Raw genomic sequence first — 19,167 nt, 5'->3', positions numbered from 1 at the left:
GCGCCCAATTATTAGCATTAGCATCAATAATTGGGCGCTTGTAATGTATCAGTACCTGATTAGCGAGTACGTAAATTCCATAACCAATAAATAACTGAAGCAAGTATATAACTGCTTAAGCTAAAAAAAAGCAACGGATAACCTTTAAGCAAACATAGAGCGCTGGTAAGCACTATACTTAGATACTTTAAACCATCGCGTTGCACACTAACTCTATAGCGCTTAAATGAATAAAATGGTACTGATGACACCATTAAGCAGGCTATTAGACCAACAAGAGAGAACAATACTGGTTTATGTAAAAGCACTTTAAAAGCATGTCCAGAGAGCCACGTATCAGCTAAAACTAAACTAGCTATAAAAAAGGCGGCTAATGTGGTAGGCAGACCACTAAACGCATGCTCTTGTTTACCACTTGTAGTATTAAATTTAGCAAGTCGTGCAAGACCAGCACATAAGTAAAGACCTAAAATAAGCTTGCCACCAAATCCAATAGAAAATGGTACCCAACAATAAATTAATACTGTAGGAGCCAAACAGAAAGATATAGCGTCACATAAAGAATCTAGCTCCATGCCAAAACAGCTCGTTGATCCTAAAGCACGTGCTAATCTTCCGTCAAAGGCATCAAAACAAGCACCCATTAAAATATAGTAAGCTGCTGCTTTATAATCCGACTCCAGCGACTTTAAAATAGAAAGAAAACCACAAATAGCATTAAGGTACGTAAATATATAGGGCACCATAAAAAGCGATTTTTTACAACGCTGCTTTCCTGAATGAGTTAAAGCTTTTACCTTCATTATCATAGCCACCTTCCGAGTACTTGCTGACCACCATACACATAGTCACCTGCTTTGACAGCAATTTCACAATTTTTAGGCAGTAATATATCAACACGTGATCCAAACCTAATCATACCATACTTTTGTCCTGCAGTTACACGATCTCCTGGTTTTACCCAACAAATAATCCGTCGAGCGACCATACCTGCTATTTGCCGTACTAGCAGCACACGACCTTGATCGTCTTTGATGGTAATGTCCATGCGCTCATTAAGCTCAGAGCTTTTAGGTACAAAAGCCATTATAAATCTGCCCGGCCTATAGGTAACTTCTTGTATAGTGCCTGCACAAGGAGTCCAGTTAACATGCACATCAAGGGGTGAAAGAAAAATAGAAACACGCTGACTAAAACCATCAAATTCTGGCTCTTCCGATTGATCAACACCTACAACAATACCTTGAGCAGGGCAAATAAGTATATTGCTATCAGCTTGTGCTTGAGCACATACACGATCAGGATTTCTAAAAAAGAAAAAACTAAAAGCTAAAAATGCCAGGGCCAGCATAAACAGCCAGCGATTAAGGTAGTATGCCAAACCTGCTAGCAAAAGACCTGCAACGAGCACATATATGCCTTCAGTCCATAATAAATTATGTGTTACAATCTCTAACATTACCTATACCTTTAGAAGATTAGCAGAGATCTTTATCAAGCTCTGTTTTAAGAGGCTCAAAAGATTCTTGTGTTTCAATTATTTTTTTGACTTTGCTCATATACTCTCTTGATCCTAACAGTACACTTCCTGTTATTTTTTTATCTGTATCTAAAAAAAAAGAATAATAATAGGGCACTCCTGCCTTTACCCCAGAATATACTACACTAGTAGTGTGAGCTTTTTCACCTAAACAAGCAAATGGGATGCCAAAAAATTGGGATGTATACAGGGGCGTTATACCTGGATATACTTTACTTTGACCAGTCATAGCATAAGCTGCTAACATGCCTTGTATAATAGCGTCTGGCCACGTGCAACTAAGCACGGGCTCTCTAGTAATTTTATTTTTTACTAAAGCACAATCCCCTGCTGCATAAATATGGGCATCTTGGGTTTTAAAACAAGAATCAACTTTAATACCTTGATCTATTGCTAATCCTGCCTGCTGAGCAAGTGTTACTGCAGGTTTGCCACCAAGAGCAAAAACAACTAGTTGAGTGTTAATAACACTGCCACTGCCCATTATTACTTTAGTAACTCTACTGTGCTTGTGGCATATATCTTTTACCGTATCGTCTGTAATAATTCTAATCTTAGGCGATGCTACCGCTAATTGTTCAGCTAGCCACAGAGCAGAATCAGTATCCAATAACTTAGGTAATAGCCTGGTGCTCTTTTCAATAAGTGTTACTTCTATACCTAGCTTTACTAAAGCATCAGCACACTCAATACCCGTAAGACCTGCACCTACAACAACTGCTGTAGTAACAGTAAACTGTTTTATAAACTCTTTAATATTTTCAGCATCTTCAAGTGTATAAAAGTTTTCTATACCTCTAACTTTTTCGTGCGTTAAAGTATACCTACTATAATCTTGTTTATGTACTTGCGTACCAAGAGTTAATAACAAATAATCATAGGCTATAGTTTCACCTGTACTAAGCATTACGCACTTATCTTGTCTATTGATTTGGGTAACTACTTTACCTCTATGCCACATAATATCTGGATTTAAAAGAGCTATATCGTTAAGTGTTTTTTCTTGAGCAACATATGAAGCAAGCAAACAGGTATTATAATCAACAGACTTGTTTTTAGTTATACAAATAATAGTAGAATGAGGTTTAAGACGCTTAAGTGTTGAAAGGGCTGCAGTACCAGCAGCAGAGCTGCCGATTACTACATAGGTTGTATGCATAATTTTGTATTTTGTGGTGCGCCCGACAGGAATCGAACCTGCGGCCTACAGATTAGGAATCTGCCGCTCTATCCTACTGAGCTACGGGCGCTTTTAGTGCTATTTTGTTTCTTCTATTTAGTTTACACACTTAGAGGAATTAAGTGAAGTATTTAAAACTAAAGGCTACTGAACCACAGAGTAACTCTTTTTAGTTTCAGACTGCGATAACTCTTTTATAAATTGCTTTGTAAAGTCTTTATGATAAATAAGACCCACAGCAAAAGGATAGATACCTGCTTTATTAGGTTTCTTTAAAGCCTTATCACTTCCTTCTAGCTCAAGTAAGTACGCTAATACTTTTTGGCTTGGATAAGCAATACCATCTTTTATGTAGCCCTGAAAAGCGTAATGCCACATATTATTACCTAATTTATCAGTAATATATATTGTGTTAAAGCCTTCTTTTATTAAATCTTTGACAGTATCAACATCATCAATAGTAACTGCCTGAAAAAGTTGTCTACGTTTAAGGTCTATGTAGGCTTTAACTAAGGGATTAGTACCGTAATCTCTACTTGGCAAGGCACCATAAGGATTTATAGTTGATGATAACGAATTTAATAAATGTTGTGTGCCTTTATCATTTAAATTGATAGTCCCTTGTATGGATCTAATAATAAATAGTAGCTGCTCAAGGTTTAACACCTTTAAGTGAGCAACAGGACATACACGAGCCATTTTATCAGGTGATGTAGTTAAACAATACTTACCATCAGGACTGAATGATTCCGGCTTTGCAAAATCATCATTGCCTCTGAACTCTTTTATACACGTACCAGTAACTAAATCCCATAAGACACTCCTAGTAGTAGATAAATTCCATAAGCAAGGAGCATCATCTGATAATCCGGTTAGTGCATACTTACCATCAGGACTAACCGCTACCGAACCTATAGGATAAGTACCGTCGGCAAGCTCTTTAGATTGAGTAGCTATAACTTTATTTAAAACATCTTTATATTTCTCTAGTACTTTACCTTTAAGTCTTTGTTGTATCTCTTCAGGTATGCTAGAGATAGCAGTAGAAAGTTTTTCTTGAGATGTTTGAGAAAGTAATGCTTCTATAGTTTTATCAGCTGCTAGATCTTGTAAAGAAGTTACAGAGCTATAACTGTTAAAAATAGTTAAGAGAAAGGTGATAGAAACACTTAATTTATAGAAGTTAGTCATGAGTTAGGCTCCATTGAGAATTTAATATTTTAGATATACTTAGATATAATACTACACCATGTAATTACAAGTGTCAATTATTTAATTAAAATTAACTAATTATATTTTATAATAGAAATAATAAATTATCCTTATTATTTATCCTAGTGATAGTTTAGCTTTAGGCTATGCCCCTATAAAATATACATTATACTAAAAATACCAATGCATCTAAAATTATCACCGAAAGCAAGATATAGAGCTTCATAAGATCAAGTTCTATTGATTTTCTGAACAGGTAAAAAAGATAAGACATGATAGTATCCAAAAAGACTTATAAATCTTTATTTAATCGATACTATCATGAAAAAACAGCATATCAGGAAGTCTGCTTGGCGAAAAATTTTTAGCTTCTTAAAATCTGCTGAACATTTAGTATTAAACAACCGAGTAATACTATTTTAAGTTTAAATCCATATGAGCAATAATACGGGCTATATCGCCTGGTAAATTAGCGCCCATGAGTTTTTTGTATAATAATGTATAGCGTATTATAGCGCGTAACATTATTTGGCCTACTGCTTTATAAGTATCTTTTTTCGTTTTGTTAAACTGATCATGAGCTATTTTGCTATATTCGTATAACTGTTCTATAGTTACTGGTACTTTTTTAAGTATTTGTTTAACTAAACCTGGATACCCAAGTTCTACAATTTTGCTCAAAGTATTTTCAGCTGGCTTTTGTGACTCTGTGTATAAAGGCATATAGTTTGCAAGTAAGTCGGTTATTAAATAAGAGTCATATAAATAAGAGTCATATATTATTTCGAAAGCTATTTTATTTTCTTTATTGCCAATAAAAGGATCGACACCAGCATCTATCAAAATCTGCACTATCTCGCAAGCCCCTTGAGCAACCGCATGATGAAGCACTGCATTTCCGTCATTGTCAACTTTGTTAATATCAGCACCATGGTCTATAAGTAATTTTAGCATTTCTTTAGAACCATTAAGTACTACCATATGAAGCAATGATTCAGAGCCATTTAAAAGTCTATTAATATCTATATTTTGTTTTAATAGCTCTTTTGCTTTTGGTACATTATTATCTCTTATAGCTTTTAACAAATGAGCACTATTTTCAGCTTCTTCTAATCTTTTTTTAGTGCTGGTAATAGTGGTAACTATTTGTTGTCTTTTTTCTTCCCTCAATCCCTCAGCCATATCAAAAACAGTTCTATTTAAATTATCTTTAATATCAACGTGCGCCCCATTATTGATAAGCATTACTATCACATTACTATTACCGGAAGAAACTGCCGCATGAAGAGGAGTTGATCCCTTATTGTCAATACTATTAACATCAGCACCCTCATGGATAAGGATTTTAACAATATCTTCAGCTCCCATAAAAGCAGCCTTCTGCAATGGAGTGTATCCAAATTTAGTAGAAACACAATTTACTTTAGCGCCATGATCAATAAGACTTTTTACTATTTCTGTTCTTCTTAATGTTACAGCAAGAGGCAAAAGAGATTCACCATTCCATATTTTATTGATATCAGGAATGAAACATAACAATTTAAATACTGTTTCAATTCTATTTTCTTGTATAGCTTTAACAATTTCTTCGTAATTACCAGCTTTTAATGTAATACCTAAGAAACTTAATATCAGTAATAATCTTTTCATAGTTGCCCATAGATTTATAGTAATAATTTATTTATCCCATTGTAATTTTACTCTATTTTTGCCCATTTGCCAATTTTTAAAATAAAGTAACCAGGCTTAAAAATTAGACAAGATAACCATAATTACGTTTTTATATGCAGAAGAGATAGTATACTCTAAAATCATAAGGAACTTCATTCATTCAAGCTTGTAGTATAAAATTTTGTTGGATAAAGACAAAGATTCTTTTCTTGCATTGTGCCAATTTGCCTCGGTAATTCACAATTTTAGATTTGTGGGAATTTTCGGATAAGCTCTAATATAAAAACTTGTACAAGAAGCAAGGTGATTCAATCATTTGCTGATAAAGGTACAGAAGGTATATTTAATGGCATCAATTATAAACAAGCAAGAAAAAAGCTTAGACCTTTGTTACATGCTATTGTTATAGAAAGCTTGATACAATTTATGCTACTCATGATCTTAAGGGCCTTAAAGCTTCGCTAGCAAATCGTTTTCAAGCTCTTAAAGGCGTATTGCAAGGATATTATATCATTCGAATCAACGATCAATATCGAATTATATTCTCCTGGAGTAACCATGGACCAGCAAATATTGAAATTGTAGATTATCATTAATATTAGGAGACAAAAATGCTTCCATCAAACAGACCACCCGTGCATCCAGGAGAGATTGTTCTTGAGGAGTTTCTTAAACCACTAAATCTTTCACAAGAGCAATTAGCAAAATATCTTGGGGGAACCTGGACTCAGTCTAAAATAAGTGACATTATTAATAAAAAAAGAAAAGTTACTGAATCCATAGCTCTTGATTTTGGTGATGTTTTTGGCACTTCATCTGAGTTTTGGATTAATCTTCAGTATCGTTATGATTTATGGTTTGCGCAACAATCTCGTAAACCTATTGCTCGCTTACCTCAATTAGAACAGCTAGACAATTCTTCTCCTAAAAAGAATTAAAATAACTTATTGTCTGACAGCCTATAAAAGTTTTTTTAGAGCTTATTTTAAAATTAAATAAATAGAGTGTCTTCTTTGTTTATCGGCTAAATTAGACCCTGCTTTTAAAGAATAGGGAGCATTCTTGCCAAATTACGTTAAAGTAATTTTTTTTATATTATTTAAATCTAATAGCCTTACATGAGATGCAAGTGATATTGATATATCTTCATTGTGCAGATTAGTAAATACCATTGTAGCTTTTGAATCCAAGGTTTTTAATAAAACTAGAAAAGCCCAGCGGTTATTCGTTGCAAGTGAGCATAAGTAAAATCATCGCCACTTTTTTTAAAAATTAAAGCTGCGAGGCTATAGTCGTAATTTGAAATAGCTTCCTGAAGAAGTTTACTCTCTATAATTACCTCTTTAAATAGCGCCTTATCAAAGCTGACTAACAGTTTAATTAATACCTCTCTGTCAAAATCCATATCTAAAGACTGTATAGTTTCAATAAGTTTTTCTATAAAAAAAACTTTTTCTGTTCCATAAGGAGAACATGTCACTGTATGATGATTTGCCATTTGTTGGTAAAAATTAAGGGTCTTTTGAGCAAGTATTTTTAGTAAAACTACCGCTATTTCAGGATTAGCTGCTTGTACAAGAGGCTTAAGCTCTAATGGTGCTATACTAATGTTATCGCGTATTTTTAGAAGTAACAGACGATCATTTGGAGAGACCTGCTTTGATGTCATTTTTTCTAAAAGAGTTATAGCTGTTTTAGGGCAACCATTATTGATTATTAAATGTAATAGTTCCTCTTTTTCAATGAGAGGAAGTTCATAAAAATCTTGCTTGTTTATGTTAACCTCTAACCCTGCTAGAATACGCGCAGTAGTATCTGATACCTTATTTTTTATAGTATCTTTTCGTTTTAGTTGTTTTTGGTCTCTAAGCCACTCTAAATATACTTGCTTTCCATCTTTATCGACTTGACCAATAGTCTGGGTGTTATAAACCGTCCCAGCAGGATATTCTTCTTGATACTGACGTATAGTAGCATAAGCACGTTCAATTTCTTGAAATTTGCATAGCGCTGCATCGGGAAAATCAGCAGTAATAATAGGATCTAGCAAAATAGACAAAGTTTTATAGTTTTCGCTTGTAAGATTGTCACTCACTTTTGGAACAGAGCCTGTTTTGGTAGTAAAACCTAAACATTCATAAGCTTTAACTATTTTCGCTGTAGAAGCACAAGTTGAGGAAGACCACCTACGCGCAGTTGCTACAGCTAATGAGTGTGATAGCTTTATAAGAGCACCAGAGTTCATTGCCTGAAGCTGTAGTGGTATAACAATAGTTAAAAGTGCAATAAAGTATTTCATGAGTTTTTCCTTTATATACTGTGCCTTATAAGGCATAAGTGGTAATAGTTTTAGCAATATCTTGAGGAAGATCAACATTAAAAGATCTGCTATAAGCGGTTATAGCACCCATAACAATTTTAGAACGCAGTAAATACTCTCGTAAAGCTTGGGCTCCTCTCTTGTAGACAAAGTTCTGAGTTTGAATATATTTATCTTGTGCAATTTTGCTATAAACTGCTATCTGCTCCTGTGTTGGTTTTAGGCAGTAGAGCAGTGGTTGTATTAAAACTATATAACCATCTTCAATTGCCCTTTTTAATGTCTCTTGTGTGGGACTTTCTTTAGCTTCTTTTTCAAGCTGTTGGTATTCTGTTACTATCTCTAATACGGCTTTTGCATTTTGTATTATTTTAGGACTCTTCCACACTTTTGGCTTAGTTGATTTTAGCACTTTAGAGACATGCTCTTCTTTGAGAACAGCACCAAACTGTAAAAGCAGACGTGTTACCTCAGTACGCCCATTTGAGACAGCAAATGTGAGTGGTGTTGTACCTCTGCTAGGAGCGGCATTGGGATTTGCATTTTTTGCAAGGAGCAGCTGTGCTATAGCTGAATAGCCGAGCTGAGCAGCAGAGTGAAGTGGTGTAAGATCTAAGTAATTAGTTGCGTTAGGGTTAGCACCTCTTTCAAGAAGCAGTTGTGCTATTTCAATATTTTCTCTCCCAACAGCTGTATGGAGTGGGGTTTCGTCATTGGCATCAACTACATTAGGACTTGCTCCTAGTTCTAATAGCCGACTTATTTCTATTACATTCTCTCCTAAATACACTGCTTGTAGTAAGTGTTTATCAATAGTGCACTGACTATTCATAGCTCGAGCACGTAAGGGCAAAAGCAAACAGATAAATAACAATTTTTTCATAATTAATCCTATATTTTTTAATACTATTTATTTAATAAGTATATATGTATATATTAAATTTGACAAATTAATATATTAAAACAACTCTATCTAAATGTTGGATAAAGAAAAAAATACTATATATAAAACATTATGTACCTATTCATATAAATGTACGCGCGTAAAAAAGTCTGACGATTAGCAGCTGCTTTTCAAGAGATAAATTAGACAGCTTATTAGAGCATTAAAAAAACTAAGACTATAAAGTTAAAATTAAACTCAAAATATTGTTTGAGATAGACTAATAGCAAGATAAAGGGGAAGATGAAAATGAACTGCTCTACACTTGTAAACAAAAGAGGCCCATTACGGCTTGTCATTACCCACAACTTAGCTAAGTTAACAGGCAGACAAAAATTCATGTTGTCTGCCTGTTAAAATTTTGTGACGATCTTGTATTAACTTCAGCAAAAATACGATATGTTTCGGTAATATCATCAAGTCGGCGAAGTCCTTTCCATACTGTCATAATCCCCGGCTGGCCATCACTTTTGTGTCCAAGAAAGCCACCTAATTTTGCTATTAATCTTATAGCTTCTGACAATGACGGCGGGTTTTTTGGTGGCATAATTGCTTTGTTTGTAAAACACCAAAGTGCTTGCCATTCGTTATCTGAAAGAACTTTTGTACATGGAACATCCGGTTCATTACGAGCAATATAGGTCATGTACAGTAATCGCCATGCAATAATGCAATAAATCGAAAGTGCTCGTTCGATATTCTCTATGCTTTCAAGTTGTAGATCTTCAACCTGACATCCGCTCTTAAGGGCATAATGATAGCGCTCTATAATCCACCGCTTAGCATACCATTTTATGCATTGAACAGCTGTTTCAAGAGTATCTACGGTTAATGACGTTAACAATTTCCATTCAACTGAACTTTCGCCCACCGGAGTTGATATTTCTTTTGCCCAAACTATGCTCATTAGGATAGACTCAGGGTATGTTTTCTTTAGCCCAGAAGTTCTTTTTAATTGAACTTGGGTAAAACGAACTTCTAAAGTTGCAATACGTGCTTTATTTACTTGTGTACGAATTTTGATAGTAATAGTGCCTGCTAGAGGTTGTTTGTTTAATGCATCAAACAAGTAGCGATCATTTGGGTCATTGATAACACGATTATGAGCAGATCGAGTGAGTAAGTGACAATTTTCTCGTCGGGGCTGAATGAATAATTCATAGATATCTGATGCACGATCTCCAATGATAAGTGATGCAACAGATTCTGGAATGTTTTTTTGTGTTGCAGCTAGAACTTCAAGCCAACAGTATGTTTCCTTGTCTTCTATTACACGCTTAGTGCAATTTTTACTTTTACCATATTCTTTATTATCACGCACCCAATGTTTTTGGTATAGTAGACCTTCAGGCGTTTGTTGATCTCCAAGAACTAAAGCTGAATGCAAAAAGACACCGTCTGAATCTGGTGATGACGTATAGCCACCAACCTTTGTCTTCTTTTTATATCCATTAATCTTTGTATTCTTAGGCTTTCCATAAGTAATTTCTGTTGTGTCATTAAGAACTAAAATCATTTTATGATTACTAACTTTATCGCTTGTATAGCCAATAAAAGAATTTCTAATTTCAGTTGCCGATACCTTGCTATTGCCTAGAAATCTATAGGTACCTTTTGTCATCGCCCAAGAAGCACTAGCTTCAGGTATACTTGCTGCTGGCCGTTGGGCTAAAGATTCAAGTATAAGTCCAAATCGTTTAACTAGGCGCTGATCGTTAAACTTAGCATACGATAGTATATTAAAAATCCATGTACTAGAAAACATTTCCACAACTTTCTCCTTAATTTTTACAAGAAACTAGCAGATTTCTAATGTTCTAGCAATTTTAACTCATATAAGAAAAGATGGACCTAGAAAAACTAGGTCCATCTTTTCTTATAGACATCTGGGTAATGACAAGCCCATTACGGGCCCCTAGCAATCTTATACTTTCTACTATCTCTATGCTTTTAAAGCCATCTTAATCTCACTCTCTATCTTCGAGTGTATAGCCAGCAAGTAGATGAGTAATCTCAGCAGGTACCCGTGCACCTGAGGCTGTAGTTCCATCTTTTAGCCTTAAAACAGAAAGATAGTCTTTGAGTATTTGACCAATTTGCTTGTAAGTAGGATTGTTTGTAGCTATAAATTGAGCTTGAGCAACTTTTCCTAATTGAGTTAATTGAGTTATCTGTTCTTGTGTTGCTGGTATCTTTGTTAGTAGTTGTTTAACTAAACCTGGATACCCACGTTCAATCATTTTGCGTAGCGTATCATAGGTAGGTTTCTGTTGTGCCTCTTGAAACAGGGGCATGTACTGCTCGAGCATGCCTTGTATCTCTTTTCTTCCGCCTAAGACTACTTTCTCAGGTACACCAAATACTGTTTGTAGAGTGAGATCTAGAGCAGTTTTTCCCTCTTTATTTTGAATAAAAGGATCAGCACCTGCATATATAAGCAGTTGAGCTATTTCTTTGTTGCCTTTTTCAGCAGCACGATGGAAGGGTGTGGTGCGAAATAGATCATATTTATTTATATCAGCACCTTTGTCTATAAGCAGTTTTGCTACTTCTATGTTGTTATGTGAAGTAGCCACAAAGAGTGGTGTAGGTCTGGTGCCTATAGGCCCATTTATATCGGCACCCTTGTCTAAAAGTAGTTGCGCTATTTCTTTATCGGCAAAGGCAGCAGCAGCATAGAGTGGTGCCCAATCAGTGCCTTTAGGCTCATTTACATCAGCACCTTCTGCTAGTAGTTGCTGTACTTTTTGTCTGTCTTTCTTGGCAACTGCATCAGTTAGCTCTGTGGCATATGCCTGTGCATATAAGAGTGTTAAGAGTAATACTATTTTCATATTTTGTCCTTAATATTTATTTTTGGTCGTTATTACTTTAATTTTAAAGATATCACTTTTATTTTCTATTTGTCAACAATATATAGCTATTAAAAGATTTATCTAGTAGTACTTTAAGGGGGCAATCTTGAGGTAATGGAATGAGCAATCAATGGAGAATTATCAGAAGCACAGCTTTTTCCTTTAAATTTTTACAATTATACGCTATCAAATAATCTTGCTTAAAAATAATGTTCCAATGGGTAATGACAAGCCCGCAAGGGGCCTCTTTAATATAACTTAATTGGTGTCTACTTATCGATTTCTATAAGCTTAGACAAATAATCTTACTCCTTGAGAACGTGTAGCTGCACCTTGGCTATTAACTGCTTGTGCAATGACAGCATTGCAACCATTCCTTAACCCTCTACACGGTCTAACACAAAAGCTTCCATTGGCGCTTGCTTTAGTTTTAGCTACAAGCTTTCTGTTTGCATATACATAGACCGTACTATTAGGTGTAGCTCTACCAGTTATAAGTGGTTTTCTTGTTTTCACTTTACGACATAATAAACCGCAAAGCCTTACAAACAACTGATTAGGGATAACTGGCTGATTACAATCCACTAAAGTAACGTTTACAGAATTGCTTGATTGACTTGTACAATTTACATTATTCGTTTGAGTTACTGTTATAGTATAATTACCTGCAAGTAAAGTAGTGGTAGTTTCAAAGTTAAATGTTCCATCACTAGCAGCTATACCACTTCCTATAGATATAGTACCCTTATGAGCAAAAACTTATATAGTAGCACTAGCTTCAGCTCCAAAGCCACTTACTTGCACTGTACCATCACAACGGACAATAACTTGATTTAAAGTAGGTGCTAAAGCAACAGTACTTTTATAAACAAACACTCCACGCATAGATGTATTACCACCTAAATTAGTAAAAGCAAGACAATTAGCGGGAGAGAAAGCTATCCTATTAGGGACACTTATGTTATCGGTAATATTACAGATAAGCCTTCATTAAACATACTTAATACTTAAACTTAGGTACTTATTTATTGACTTATTTTCTCTTACTATACTAACTTTCTATAGATAACAATTTGTAAGGGTATAGTAGTAAGTGTAATTATTTTAAGGAAACTCTATGTCATCAGTAAAAATATTCTCTATAGTTACAGTAGTACTTTTAAATCTTTTAATAAAGACAACGTTATCTGCTGCGTTGTGTGAGCCATGTAGTTACTCTTTTTCACAACGTATTGAAGGTATTTCAAGTCCTCTTTCTGTAGCATTTTCCCCATCAGGTAATTGCCTTGCTATTGCTGAAAATAATAATAACAGAGTGCTTATTTACACAGTTGATCCTGCTACCTGTGTAGCATCAGCAAACTTTGTAAGCGAAATTACTGATCTTAGTGGTCCTGGATCAGTAGCATTTTCACGTGATGGTTGCCTTGCTATTGCTGATACAGGTAATAATCGAGTGCTAACCTATACGGTTGATCCTGCTACTTGTGCAGCATCAGCAAACTTTGTAAGTGAAATTATTGGTCTTAATCTTCCTGAATCAGTAGCATTTTCCCCATCAGGTAATTGCCTTGCTATTGCTGATACAAATATTAATAACAGAGTGCTTATCTATACGATTAATCCTGCTACCTGTGCAGCATCAGCAAACTTTGTAAGCGAAATTACTGGTCTTAATAGTCCTAACTCAGTAGCATTTTCCCCTAATGGTTGCCTTGCTATTGTTGACAGAAATAATAGTAGAGTGCTGACATATACAATTAATCCTGCTACTTGTGCAGCAGCAGAAAACTTTGTAAGCGAAATTACTGATTTAATCAGCCCTCGATTAATAGCATTCTCACCTGATGGTTGCCTTGCTATTAGTGACATAAATAGTGGAGTATTTACCTATACAGTTGACCCTACTACTTGTGCAGCATCAGCAAACTTTGTAAGCGAGATTACTGGTCTTAATCTTCCTGGGTCAGTAGCATTTTCACCTGATGGTTGTCTTGCTATTGCTGACACAGGTAATAATAGAGTGCTTACCTATACGATTGATCCTACTACCTGTACAGCATCAGCAAACTTTGCAAGCGAGATTACTGGTCTTAATAGACCTAGATTAGTAGCATTTTCACCTGATGGTTGCCTTGCTATTGCTGGAGCTGATCTTAATCTTTATAGACGTAATCAAATGACATTAGGACTTACTGTTACAGCATCGCCCACACCAATATGTCAAGGTGCTACAAGTACACTTACTGCTACAGCATTGGGTGGCACTGCACCGTATACTATTAGTTTCTCAGGATCTAACGTTCCTGCTAACTCTCAAACAGCTAGTAGTGCAACTATCACAGTAATACCAACAGAAACAACTACTTATACTGTAACTGTTACAGATGCCAATGGTTGCTCAACGATAGCAACCACCCAAGTAGTAGTTAGCCCAACTTCAATGTGTTCAACTGTGCCATTTGTAAGACTATGTGGACCTATATGTCGTAAAGTTACTAGGCATAAACCAAAAATATGTGGTAGAGCTACTCCTGGTAGTACAGTCTATCTATATACAAACAGAAAGTTAGTTGCTAAAACTAAAGTGGGTACTAATGGGCAATTCTGTGTTAGACCTTGCCAGAGATTAAGACATGGTTGTAATGCTGTTATTGCTCAAGCAGTTAATAACGCAGGCATAGCTGCACGTTCTAACGGTGTAAAAGTCTTTGTTAAAGCTCGTAGAAATAGATAAACCAATAAGCAATCAACTTAAAGGGGTCCTTAGGGCTTGTCATTACCCATTTGAGTAATTGTTTGACTAAACCTGGACACTCACGTTCAACCATTTTGCGTAACGTATCATAGGTAGGGCTCTCCTGCACCTCTCGAAATACCGACATGTACAGCTTGAGCATAGTAAGTACTGTCTGTATGCCTTGTTTTCGTTCGGGATTAGCTGCTTGCACAGTAACTTGAGCTGCAGTAAAAAGAGCTGTGTTGCCTTCTATATTTTTAATGAAAGGATTAGCACCTGCATTCATTAGCAGCTGTACTATTTCTCTATTATCACTTTTAGCAGCCCAATGAAGCGGTGTTTCACCATCGTTATTAGATTTATCTACATTAGCCCCAGCCTGTATAAGTAGTTTGCCTAATTTTGTCCTACTTTTGTAAGCACCCCAATGGAGCGGTGTGGTACCAAAGTTATTCGGTTTATTGAAATCAGCGCCTTTCTCTATAAGTAACTGTAGCATTTCTGTATTGCTCTTTATAGCAGCCCAATAGATCGGTGTAAAGCCAAAATGATCATACTCATTTATATCAGCACCCTGAGCTAATAATTGCTCAACTTTCTCTTTATTATTGCTCTGAACTGCATCAGTTAGCCCTGTCGCATTCACTTGTATAAATAGAAGCAATAATAGTAATAACAGTTTGTTCATGGTTTTCTTTTTTATTGGTTATTTCAATAATTGGTCAGTTTTAGAAAAAGCAACGAGTAAAGTTTGCTGAGCAATAGTTGTAGCTAATTCAGTAGGCCAAGTAGGTTGTGCATAGGTAAGCTTTAAGGCATAAACATAATTGAGTAGCATAAGGGCTATCTGCTTGTAAGCGTTATCATTGGTTTGTGTGTAATGTTGATTGAGTTGTTTGCCCCATTGTATAAGCAACTGACAGTCAATCTGCATCAGAGTTGGCTTTAATACAGTTAGGAGCCCTTTAACAAACAGTGGGCATCCAAGCTCTATAGCTTTTGACAAAGTATCAGAAGAGGGATTGCTTTCTGCTTCTTGCTGTAGAGCCATGTAACTTTGCAATAGCTGCCTTAATTCAGAATCTTTTTTAGTACGATCAAAAGCAGTTTGATTTTGTTTGTTTTGAATGAAGGGGTTAGCTCCAGCACTTATAAGAAGTTTTAGGCTGGTAATCTTGCGTATAGCAGCTTGATGCAATGGAGTATTGCCATAATTATCTTGCGCATTTACATTTGCTCCGTTTGCCATAAGAAGCTGTATCATGTCTTTATTGCCAGATACAATAGCAGAATGGAGCGGTGTTTGCCCTTGACTGTTGACATTATGTACTTCTACTATAAATTCTCGGGCTTTATTAATGTCATTTATAAAAATGGCCTCAAATAATGAAGACACGCGCGGATTGCTTCTAATGTCAGCTAGCCAAAGCTCATTCATTCCGTTGATAAAAGAGAATAATGGTAGAATAAGAAGGATTTTTTTCATAGGTTATCCTTATCTTTCAATTTTTTTAAATTTCGGTTTATCAAATTCAGTATCATTTATTACATAGTTCATTTTAGGTATAATTAGCCTTTTGTTTTCCTTGAGCATAAGTAGCAACCTGAGCTGCAAGCTCCTGAGGCAATGTCACATTATGAGTATGGGCAATTTCTTGTGCTGCACGTTTTGCCAAAGCATGTTTGAGTGCATGCGCTCTAAACTCAGTGCCCATTTGCTTATAAGTAAGATTATCGGTTTGCTGGTAGAGCTTTTTGAGCAGCTGGTTGTAATGATGAAGTTCAACTAACGTTAGCGGGAGTTTGGGTAGCAGTTTTTCAACGAGGTGGGTATCTCTAAGACGCACCACAGCCTCAAGCAATATCGTTGCCGTTTTGAGTTTAAGCTTGTACCACTTTAAAGCATCATCTAAGGGTGTATTGCCTTTATCATCTCTCATGCTAGGATTAGCGCCGCCATTGAGTAATACTTGAACGGTTTGAGTACTGTCGCCATGCACAGCATGATGCAATGGTGTTTCGTTACGCTTGTTAACAGCATTTGGATTGGCACCAGCTGCCAATAATTCTTTTATAACTTCAATGAGATCATTCTCAGCAGCTACATGTAATGGCGTATAGCCCTGATCTTCATTTACGGCATTTGGATTAGCACCGGCTTCGACTAATACTCGTATTGCTTCAATGTTGTTGCGCCCAAGAGTATAATATATTGGTGTATTGCTTTCGAAATCTTTAGCATTGGGATTGGCGCCAGCATCCAGCAGTTGCTCCATAAGAGGCACATTGTTATCCTGAATAGCTTGCACAAGTTGTTGATCGAGGTTGTTCATAGCATGAGCAGACGGGAAAAGCAAGCAGATAATGAGAAAAAGTTTCATATATGACTCCATGTTTAAAGTTATACTATTATTATCTATGATGCCTTGGGTATTCAATTTATCAAATATATTTTGATCAGAAACAATAAGATTAAGCAAAGCGACTAAGAGTCATGTCTGCAATGGAGCATTAGGACACATGCAAATCAAATAACTAGCTTACTATCAAAATGACTTATAGATCATAGTTATCGAACTATAAGCCAAAAGAAGAAATTAATGAATTATTCAAACATAAAACATAGTTAATTTAAATCAACCAAACCATGCTATACAGATATCAACCAGTCCCTTTTTAACCCCAAATAGACGAACTTGAATATTTCGAGCACTCACAGGTCACTGAACCATACAGTAACTTTTTTTAGCTACAACCACAGACAAGTCTTTTATAAATTTAGCTGTAAACTCTTTATTATTAAAAAGGCCAACAGCAAACGGATAAATACCTGCCTTATTAGGTTTTACCAATCCCTTATTCTTATCTTCAACCTCAAGTAAATACGCTAATACTTTTTCGTTTGGACACAAAACATCATTTTCCTTATGACCTCTAAATGCATAATGCCATAGATTATTACCTGCTTTATCAATGGTGTATACTGTGTTAAATCCTTTTTTTATTAGAGCTTTGACAGCGTCAATATCATCAGTAACAGCTGCATCAAAGAGCTGTCGGCGTCTAAGATTTATATAAGCTTTAACTAAAGGATTAGTAGCGTAATCTTTACTTGGTAATGTACCATAAGGATCTACTGTTGATGATAAAGAACTTAGTAAATTTTGTGTATATTTATCTTCTACATTAATATTCCACTCTTGAGATATAAGGACAAACAAAGCTTGCTCAAGACTTAAAGTGCTTAGTTGAGCAATAGGCCACAAACGAGCAGTTCTATCCCAAGACCCAGTTAGGGCATATTTACCATCAGGGCTAAATGCTACTGATATTATACAATCAGTATGACCTTTAAGTTCTTTTATAGCTGTACCAGTAGCTAAATCCCATAAACGAGCAGTTTTATCAGTGGATCCAGTTAAAGCATACTTACTACAAGGACTCAATGCTACTGAAAATACACACTCAGTATGACCTTTAAGTTCTTTTATAGTACTACCAGTAACTGCATCCCATAAACGAGCAGTATAATCATGAGATCCAGTTAAAGCAAATTTGCCACAAGGGCTAAATATTACTAACTTTACAATATCAGTATGGCCTTTAAGCTCTCTTATAGTAGTACTAGTAGTTAAATCCCATAAACGAGCAGTACTATCATAAGACCCAGTTAAAGCATAGTTACCACAAGGGCTAAATACTACTGAACTTATCCAACTAGTATGTCCTTTAAGCTGCTTTATAGTAGCACCAGTAGCTAAATCCCATAAACGAGCAGTATTATCAAAAGATCCCGTTAAAACATACTTACCACAAGGGCTAAATGCTACGGAAGTTACCCAATTAGTATGGCCTTTAAGCTTTTGTAGAGTAGTTCCAGTAGAAACATCCCATAAACGAACAGTGTTATCACGCGACCCAGTTAAGGCATACTTACCACAAGGACTCAATGCTACTGAAAATACACACTCAGTATGACCTTTAAGTTCTTTTATAGTACTACCAGTAGTTAAATCCCATAAGCGAGCAGTGTTGTCATCTGATCCAGTGAGAGCATACCTGCCACAAGGGCTAAATACTACTGACGCTATCCAATCAGTATGGCCTTTAAGCTCTTTGGGCTGAATAGTTAGAGCTTTATGTAAAGCATCTTTACACCTTTCTATTACTTTGCCTTTAAGTCTTTGCTGCATTTCTGCGGGCATGCTAGGGATAATAGCAGAAAGTTCTTCTTGAGATGTCTGAGAAAGTAATGTTTCTATAGTTTTATCAGCTGCTAGATCTTGTAAAGAAGCAAGAGAGCTGTAACTATCGCAAAGGGTTAAAAGAAGGGGGATAAAAACAATTGATTTATGAAGGTTATTCATGAGAAATGTCCCTAAAAGATTTAAGATTTATTAATACTTTTTATAAAAGCTTACTGAATAATACAGTAACTCTTTTTAGTTTCAGCTGCAGATAAGTCGTTTATAAACTTCTTTGTAAACTCTTTATGATAGATAAGGCCAAGAGCAAAAGGATAGAGACCTACTTTATTAGGTTTTACCAATCCTTTATCTTTACCTTCAACCTCTAGTAAGTACGCTAACACTTTCTTGCTTGGACATATACTACCATTTTCTATATGACCTCTAAATGCATAGTGCCATAGATTATCACCTGCTTTATCAATGGTATATACTGTGTTAAACCCTTTTTTTACTAAA

17 protein-coding genes, 1 tRNA gene and 1 pseudogene are annotated in these 19,167 nt (G+C 35.6%); 3 read left to right on the top strand and 16 right to left on the bottom strand.

The features are described 5' to 3' along the window. Nucleotides 1-59: 59 nt before the first annotated feature. The 6 genes from pssA to H0X48_05245 form a co-directional block, all read right to left on the bottom strand. The gene (pssA, locus tag H0X48_05270; GenBank protein MBA3954699.1) at nt 60-809 is read right to left on the bottom strand and encodes a CDP-diacylglycerol--serine O-phosphatidyltransferase; all 750 of its coding nucleotides are present in this window, start codon (nt 807-809) and stop codon (nt 60-62) included. Next, nucleotides 806-1,459, bottom strand: a complete 654-nt coding sequence (locus H0X48_05265) for a phosphatidylserine decarboxylase family protein (protein ID MBA3954698.1) — start codon at nt 1,457-1,459, stop codon at nt 806-808. Before H0X48_05265 ends, pssA begins: the two co-directional genes overlap by 4 nt. Nucleotides 1,460-1,478: 19 nt before the next feature. Beyond that, entirely contained in the window at nt 1,479-2,699 is a 1,221-nt protein-coding gene (locus H0X48_05260; protein MBA3954697.1) for an FAD-dependent oxidoreductase, read from the bottom strand. A 14-nt stretch (nt 2,700-2,713) separates the two neighbouring features. Further along, nucleotides 2,714-2,790: transfer RNA gene (locus H0X48_05255), tRNA-Arg, on the bottom strand. Between the two features lie 74 nt (nt 2,791-2,864). After that, nucleotides 2,865-3,911 carry a hypothetical protein gene (locus tag H0X48_05250; protein ID MBA3954696.1) on the bottom strand — a complete coding sequence of 349 codons (1,047 nt, stop codon included), beginning with the start codon at nt 3,909-3,911 and terminating at the stop codon, nt 2,865-2,867. A 435-nt stretch (nt 3,912-4,346) separates the two neighbouring features. Further along, nucleotides 4,347-5,582: an ankyrin repeat domain-containing protein gene (locus H0X48_05245; GenBank protein ID MBA3954695.1), complete on the bottom strand. Its 1,236-nt coding sequence runs from the start codon at nt 5,580-5,582 to the stop codon at nt 4,347-4,349. A gap of 324 nt (nt 5,583-5,906) precedes the next feature. Between H0X48_05245 and H0X48_05240 the strand changes: the two are divergent. Then, nucleotides 5,907-6,199: pseudogene (locus H0X48_05240) on the top strand (type II toxin-antitoxin system RelE/ParE family toxin). A gap of 15 nt (nt 6,200-6,214) precedes the next feature. Next, nucleotides 6,215-6,541 (top strand): HigA family addiction module antidote protein, encoded by a 327-nt coding sequence (locus H0X48_05235; GenBank protein MBA3954694.1) that lies wholly within the window; start codon nt 6,215-6,217, stop codon nt 6,539-6,541. A 266-nt stretch (nt 6,542-6,807) separates the two neighbouring features. Here H0X48_05235 and H0X48_05230 read toward each other — a convergent pair whose 3' ends face one another. From H0X48_05230 to H0X48_05210, 5 genes are all read right to left on the bottom strand, one after another. Then, nucleotides 6,808-7,902 (bottom strand): hypothetical protein, encoded by a 1,095-nt coding sequence (locus H0X48_05230; protein MBA3954693.1) that lies wholly within the window; start codon nt 7,900-7,902, stop codon nt 6,808-6,810. 25 nt (nt 7,903-7,927) lie between these two features. After that, nucleotides 7,928-8,806 (bottom strand): ankyrin repeat domain-containing protein, encoded by an 879-nt coding sequence (locus H0X48_05225; GenBank protein ID MBA3954692.1) that lies wholly within the window; start codon nt 8,804-8,806, stop codon nt 7,928-7,930. Between the two features lie 397 nt (nt 8,807-9,203). Beyond that, entirely contained in the window at nt 9,204-10,637 is a 1,434-nt protein-coding gene (locus H0X48_05220) for an IS4 family transposase (GenBank protein ID MBA3954691.1), read from the bottom strand. 196 nt (nt 10,638-10,833) lie between these two features. Then, nucleotides 10,834-11,700 (bottom strand): ankyrin repeat domain-containing protein, encoded by an 867-nt coding sequence (locus H0X48_05215; protein ID MBA3954690.1) that lies wholly within the window; start codon nt 11,698-11,700, stop codon nt 10,834-10,836. Nucleotides 11,701-12,012: 312 nt separating this feature from the next. Continuing rightward, nucleotides 12,013-12,237: a hypothetical protein gene (locus H0X48_05210; GenBank protein ID MBA3954689.1), complete on the bottom strand. Its 225-nt coding sequence runs from the start codon at nt 12,235-12,237 to the stop codon at nt 12,013-12,015. Between the two features lie 601 nt (nt 12,238-12,838). Here H0X48_05210 and H0X48_05205 point away from each other — a divergent pair. After that, nucleotides 12,839-14,458 (top strand): beta-propeller fold lactonase family protein, encoded by a 1,620-nt coding sequence (locus tag H0X48_05205; protein MBA3954688.1) that lies wholly within the window; start codon nt 12,839-12,841, stop codon nt 14,456-14,458. On the opposite strand, the gene H0X48_05200 is transcribed toward H0X48_05205, so the two are convergent. The 5 genes from H0X48_05200 to H0X48_05180 form a co-directional block, all read right to left on the bottom strand. Beyond that, complete coding sequence (locus H0X48_05200; GenBank protein MBA3954687.1) at nt 14,436-15,149, bottom strand: ankyrin repeat domain-containing protein; 714 nt, start codon at nt 15,147-15,149, stop codon at nt 14,436-14,438. The genes H0X48_05205 and H0X48_05200 overlap by 23 nt on opposite strands. Nucleotides 15,150-15,167: 18 nt before the next feature. Continuing rightward, nucleotides 15,168-15,947, bottom strand: coding sequence for an ankyrin repeat domain-containing protein (locus H0X48_05195; protein ID MBA3954686.1), 780 nt, complete (start codon nt 15,945-15,947; stop codon nt 15,168-15,170). 73 nt (nt 15,948-16,020) lie between these two features. Further along, nucleotides 16,021-16,842 carry an ankyrin repeat domain-containing protein gene (locus H0X48_05190; GenBank protein MBA3954685.1) on the bottom strand — a complete coding sequence of 274 codons (822 nt, stop codon included), beginning with the start codon at nt 16,840-16,842 and terminating at the stop codon, nt 16,021-16,023. Nucleotides 16,843-17,181: 339 nt separating this feature from the next. Continuing rightward, entirely contained in the window at nt 17,182-18,828 is a 1,647-nt protein-coding gene (locus H0X48_05185; GenBank protein MBA3954684.1) for a WD40 repeat domain-containing protein, read from the bottom strand. A gap of 50 nt (nt 18,829-18,878) precedes the next feature. Then, the coding region (locus H0X48_05180; GenBank protein ID MBA3954683.1) for a hypothetical protein at nt 18,879-19,167 on the bottom strand (289 nt) is incomplete at its 5' end.

Source organism: Candidatus Dependentiae bacterium, from assembly GCA_013821315.1.
Lineage (GTDB): Bacteria > Babelota > Babeliae > Babelales > Babelaceae > JACDHA01.
The sequence above is the reverse complement of the archived record's forward strand: the minus strand, read 5'-3'. Positions and strand labels throughout refer to the sequence as shown.

Bases quoted from the DNA above. Each gene is read 5' to 3' on its own strand.
- H0X48_05245 (MBA3954695.1), bottom strand. From the start codon at position 5,582: ATGAAAAGATTATTACTGATATTAAGTTTCTTAGGTATTACATTAAAA.
- H0X48_05235 (MBA3954694.1), top strand. From the start codon at position 6,215: ATGCTTCCATCAAACAGACCACCCGTGCATCCAGGAGAGATTGTTCTT.
- H0X48_05225 (MBA3954692.1), bottom strand. From the start codon at position 8,806: ATGAAAAAATTGTTATTTATCTGTTTGCTTTTGCCCTTACGTGCTCGA.
- H0X48_05185 (MBA3954684.1), bottom strand. From the start codon at position 18,828: ATGAATAACCTTCATAAATCAATTGTTTTTATCCCCCTTCTTTTAACC.
- H0X48_05230 (MBA3954693.1), bottom strand. From the start codon at position 7,902: ATGAAATACTTTATTGCACTTTTAACTATTGTTATACCACTACAGCTT.
- H0X48_05260 (MBA3954697.1), bottom strand. From the start codon at position 2,699: ATGCATACAACCTATGTAGTAATCGGCAGCTCTGCTGCTGGTACTGCA.
- H0X48_05205 (MBA3954688.1), top strand. From the start codon at position 12,839: ATGTCATCAGTAAAAATATTCTCTATAGTTACAGTAGTACTTTTAAAT.
- H0X48_05250 (MBA3954696.1), bottom strand. From the start codon at position 3,911: ATGACTAACTTCTATAAATTAAGTGTTTCTATCACCTTTCTCTTAACT.
- H0X48_05195 (MBA3954686.1), bottom strand. From the start codon at position 15,947: ATGAAAAAAATCCTTCTTATTCTACCATTATTCTCTTTTATCAACGGA.
- H0X48_05265 (MBA3954698.1), bottom strand. From the start codon at position 1,459: ATGTTAGAGATTGTAACACATAATTTATTATGGACTGAAGGCATATAT.
- H0X48_05190 (MBA3954685.1), bottom strand. From the start codon at position 16,842: ATGAAACTTTTTCTCATTATCTGCTTGCTTTTCCCGTCTGCTCATGCT.
- H0X48_05215 (MBA3954690.1), bottom strand. From the start codon at position 11,700: ATGAAAATAGTATTACTCTTAACACTCTTATATGCACAGGCATATGCC.
- H0X48_05200 (MBA3954687.1), bottom strand. From the start codon at position 15,149: ATGAACAAACTGTTATTACTATTATTGCTTCTATTTATACAAGTGAAT.
- pssA (MBA3954699.1), bottom strand. From the start codon at position 809: ATGATAATGAAGGTAAAAGCTTTAACTCATTCAGGAAAGCAGCGTTGT.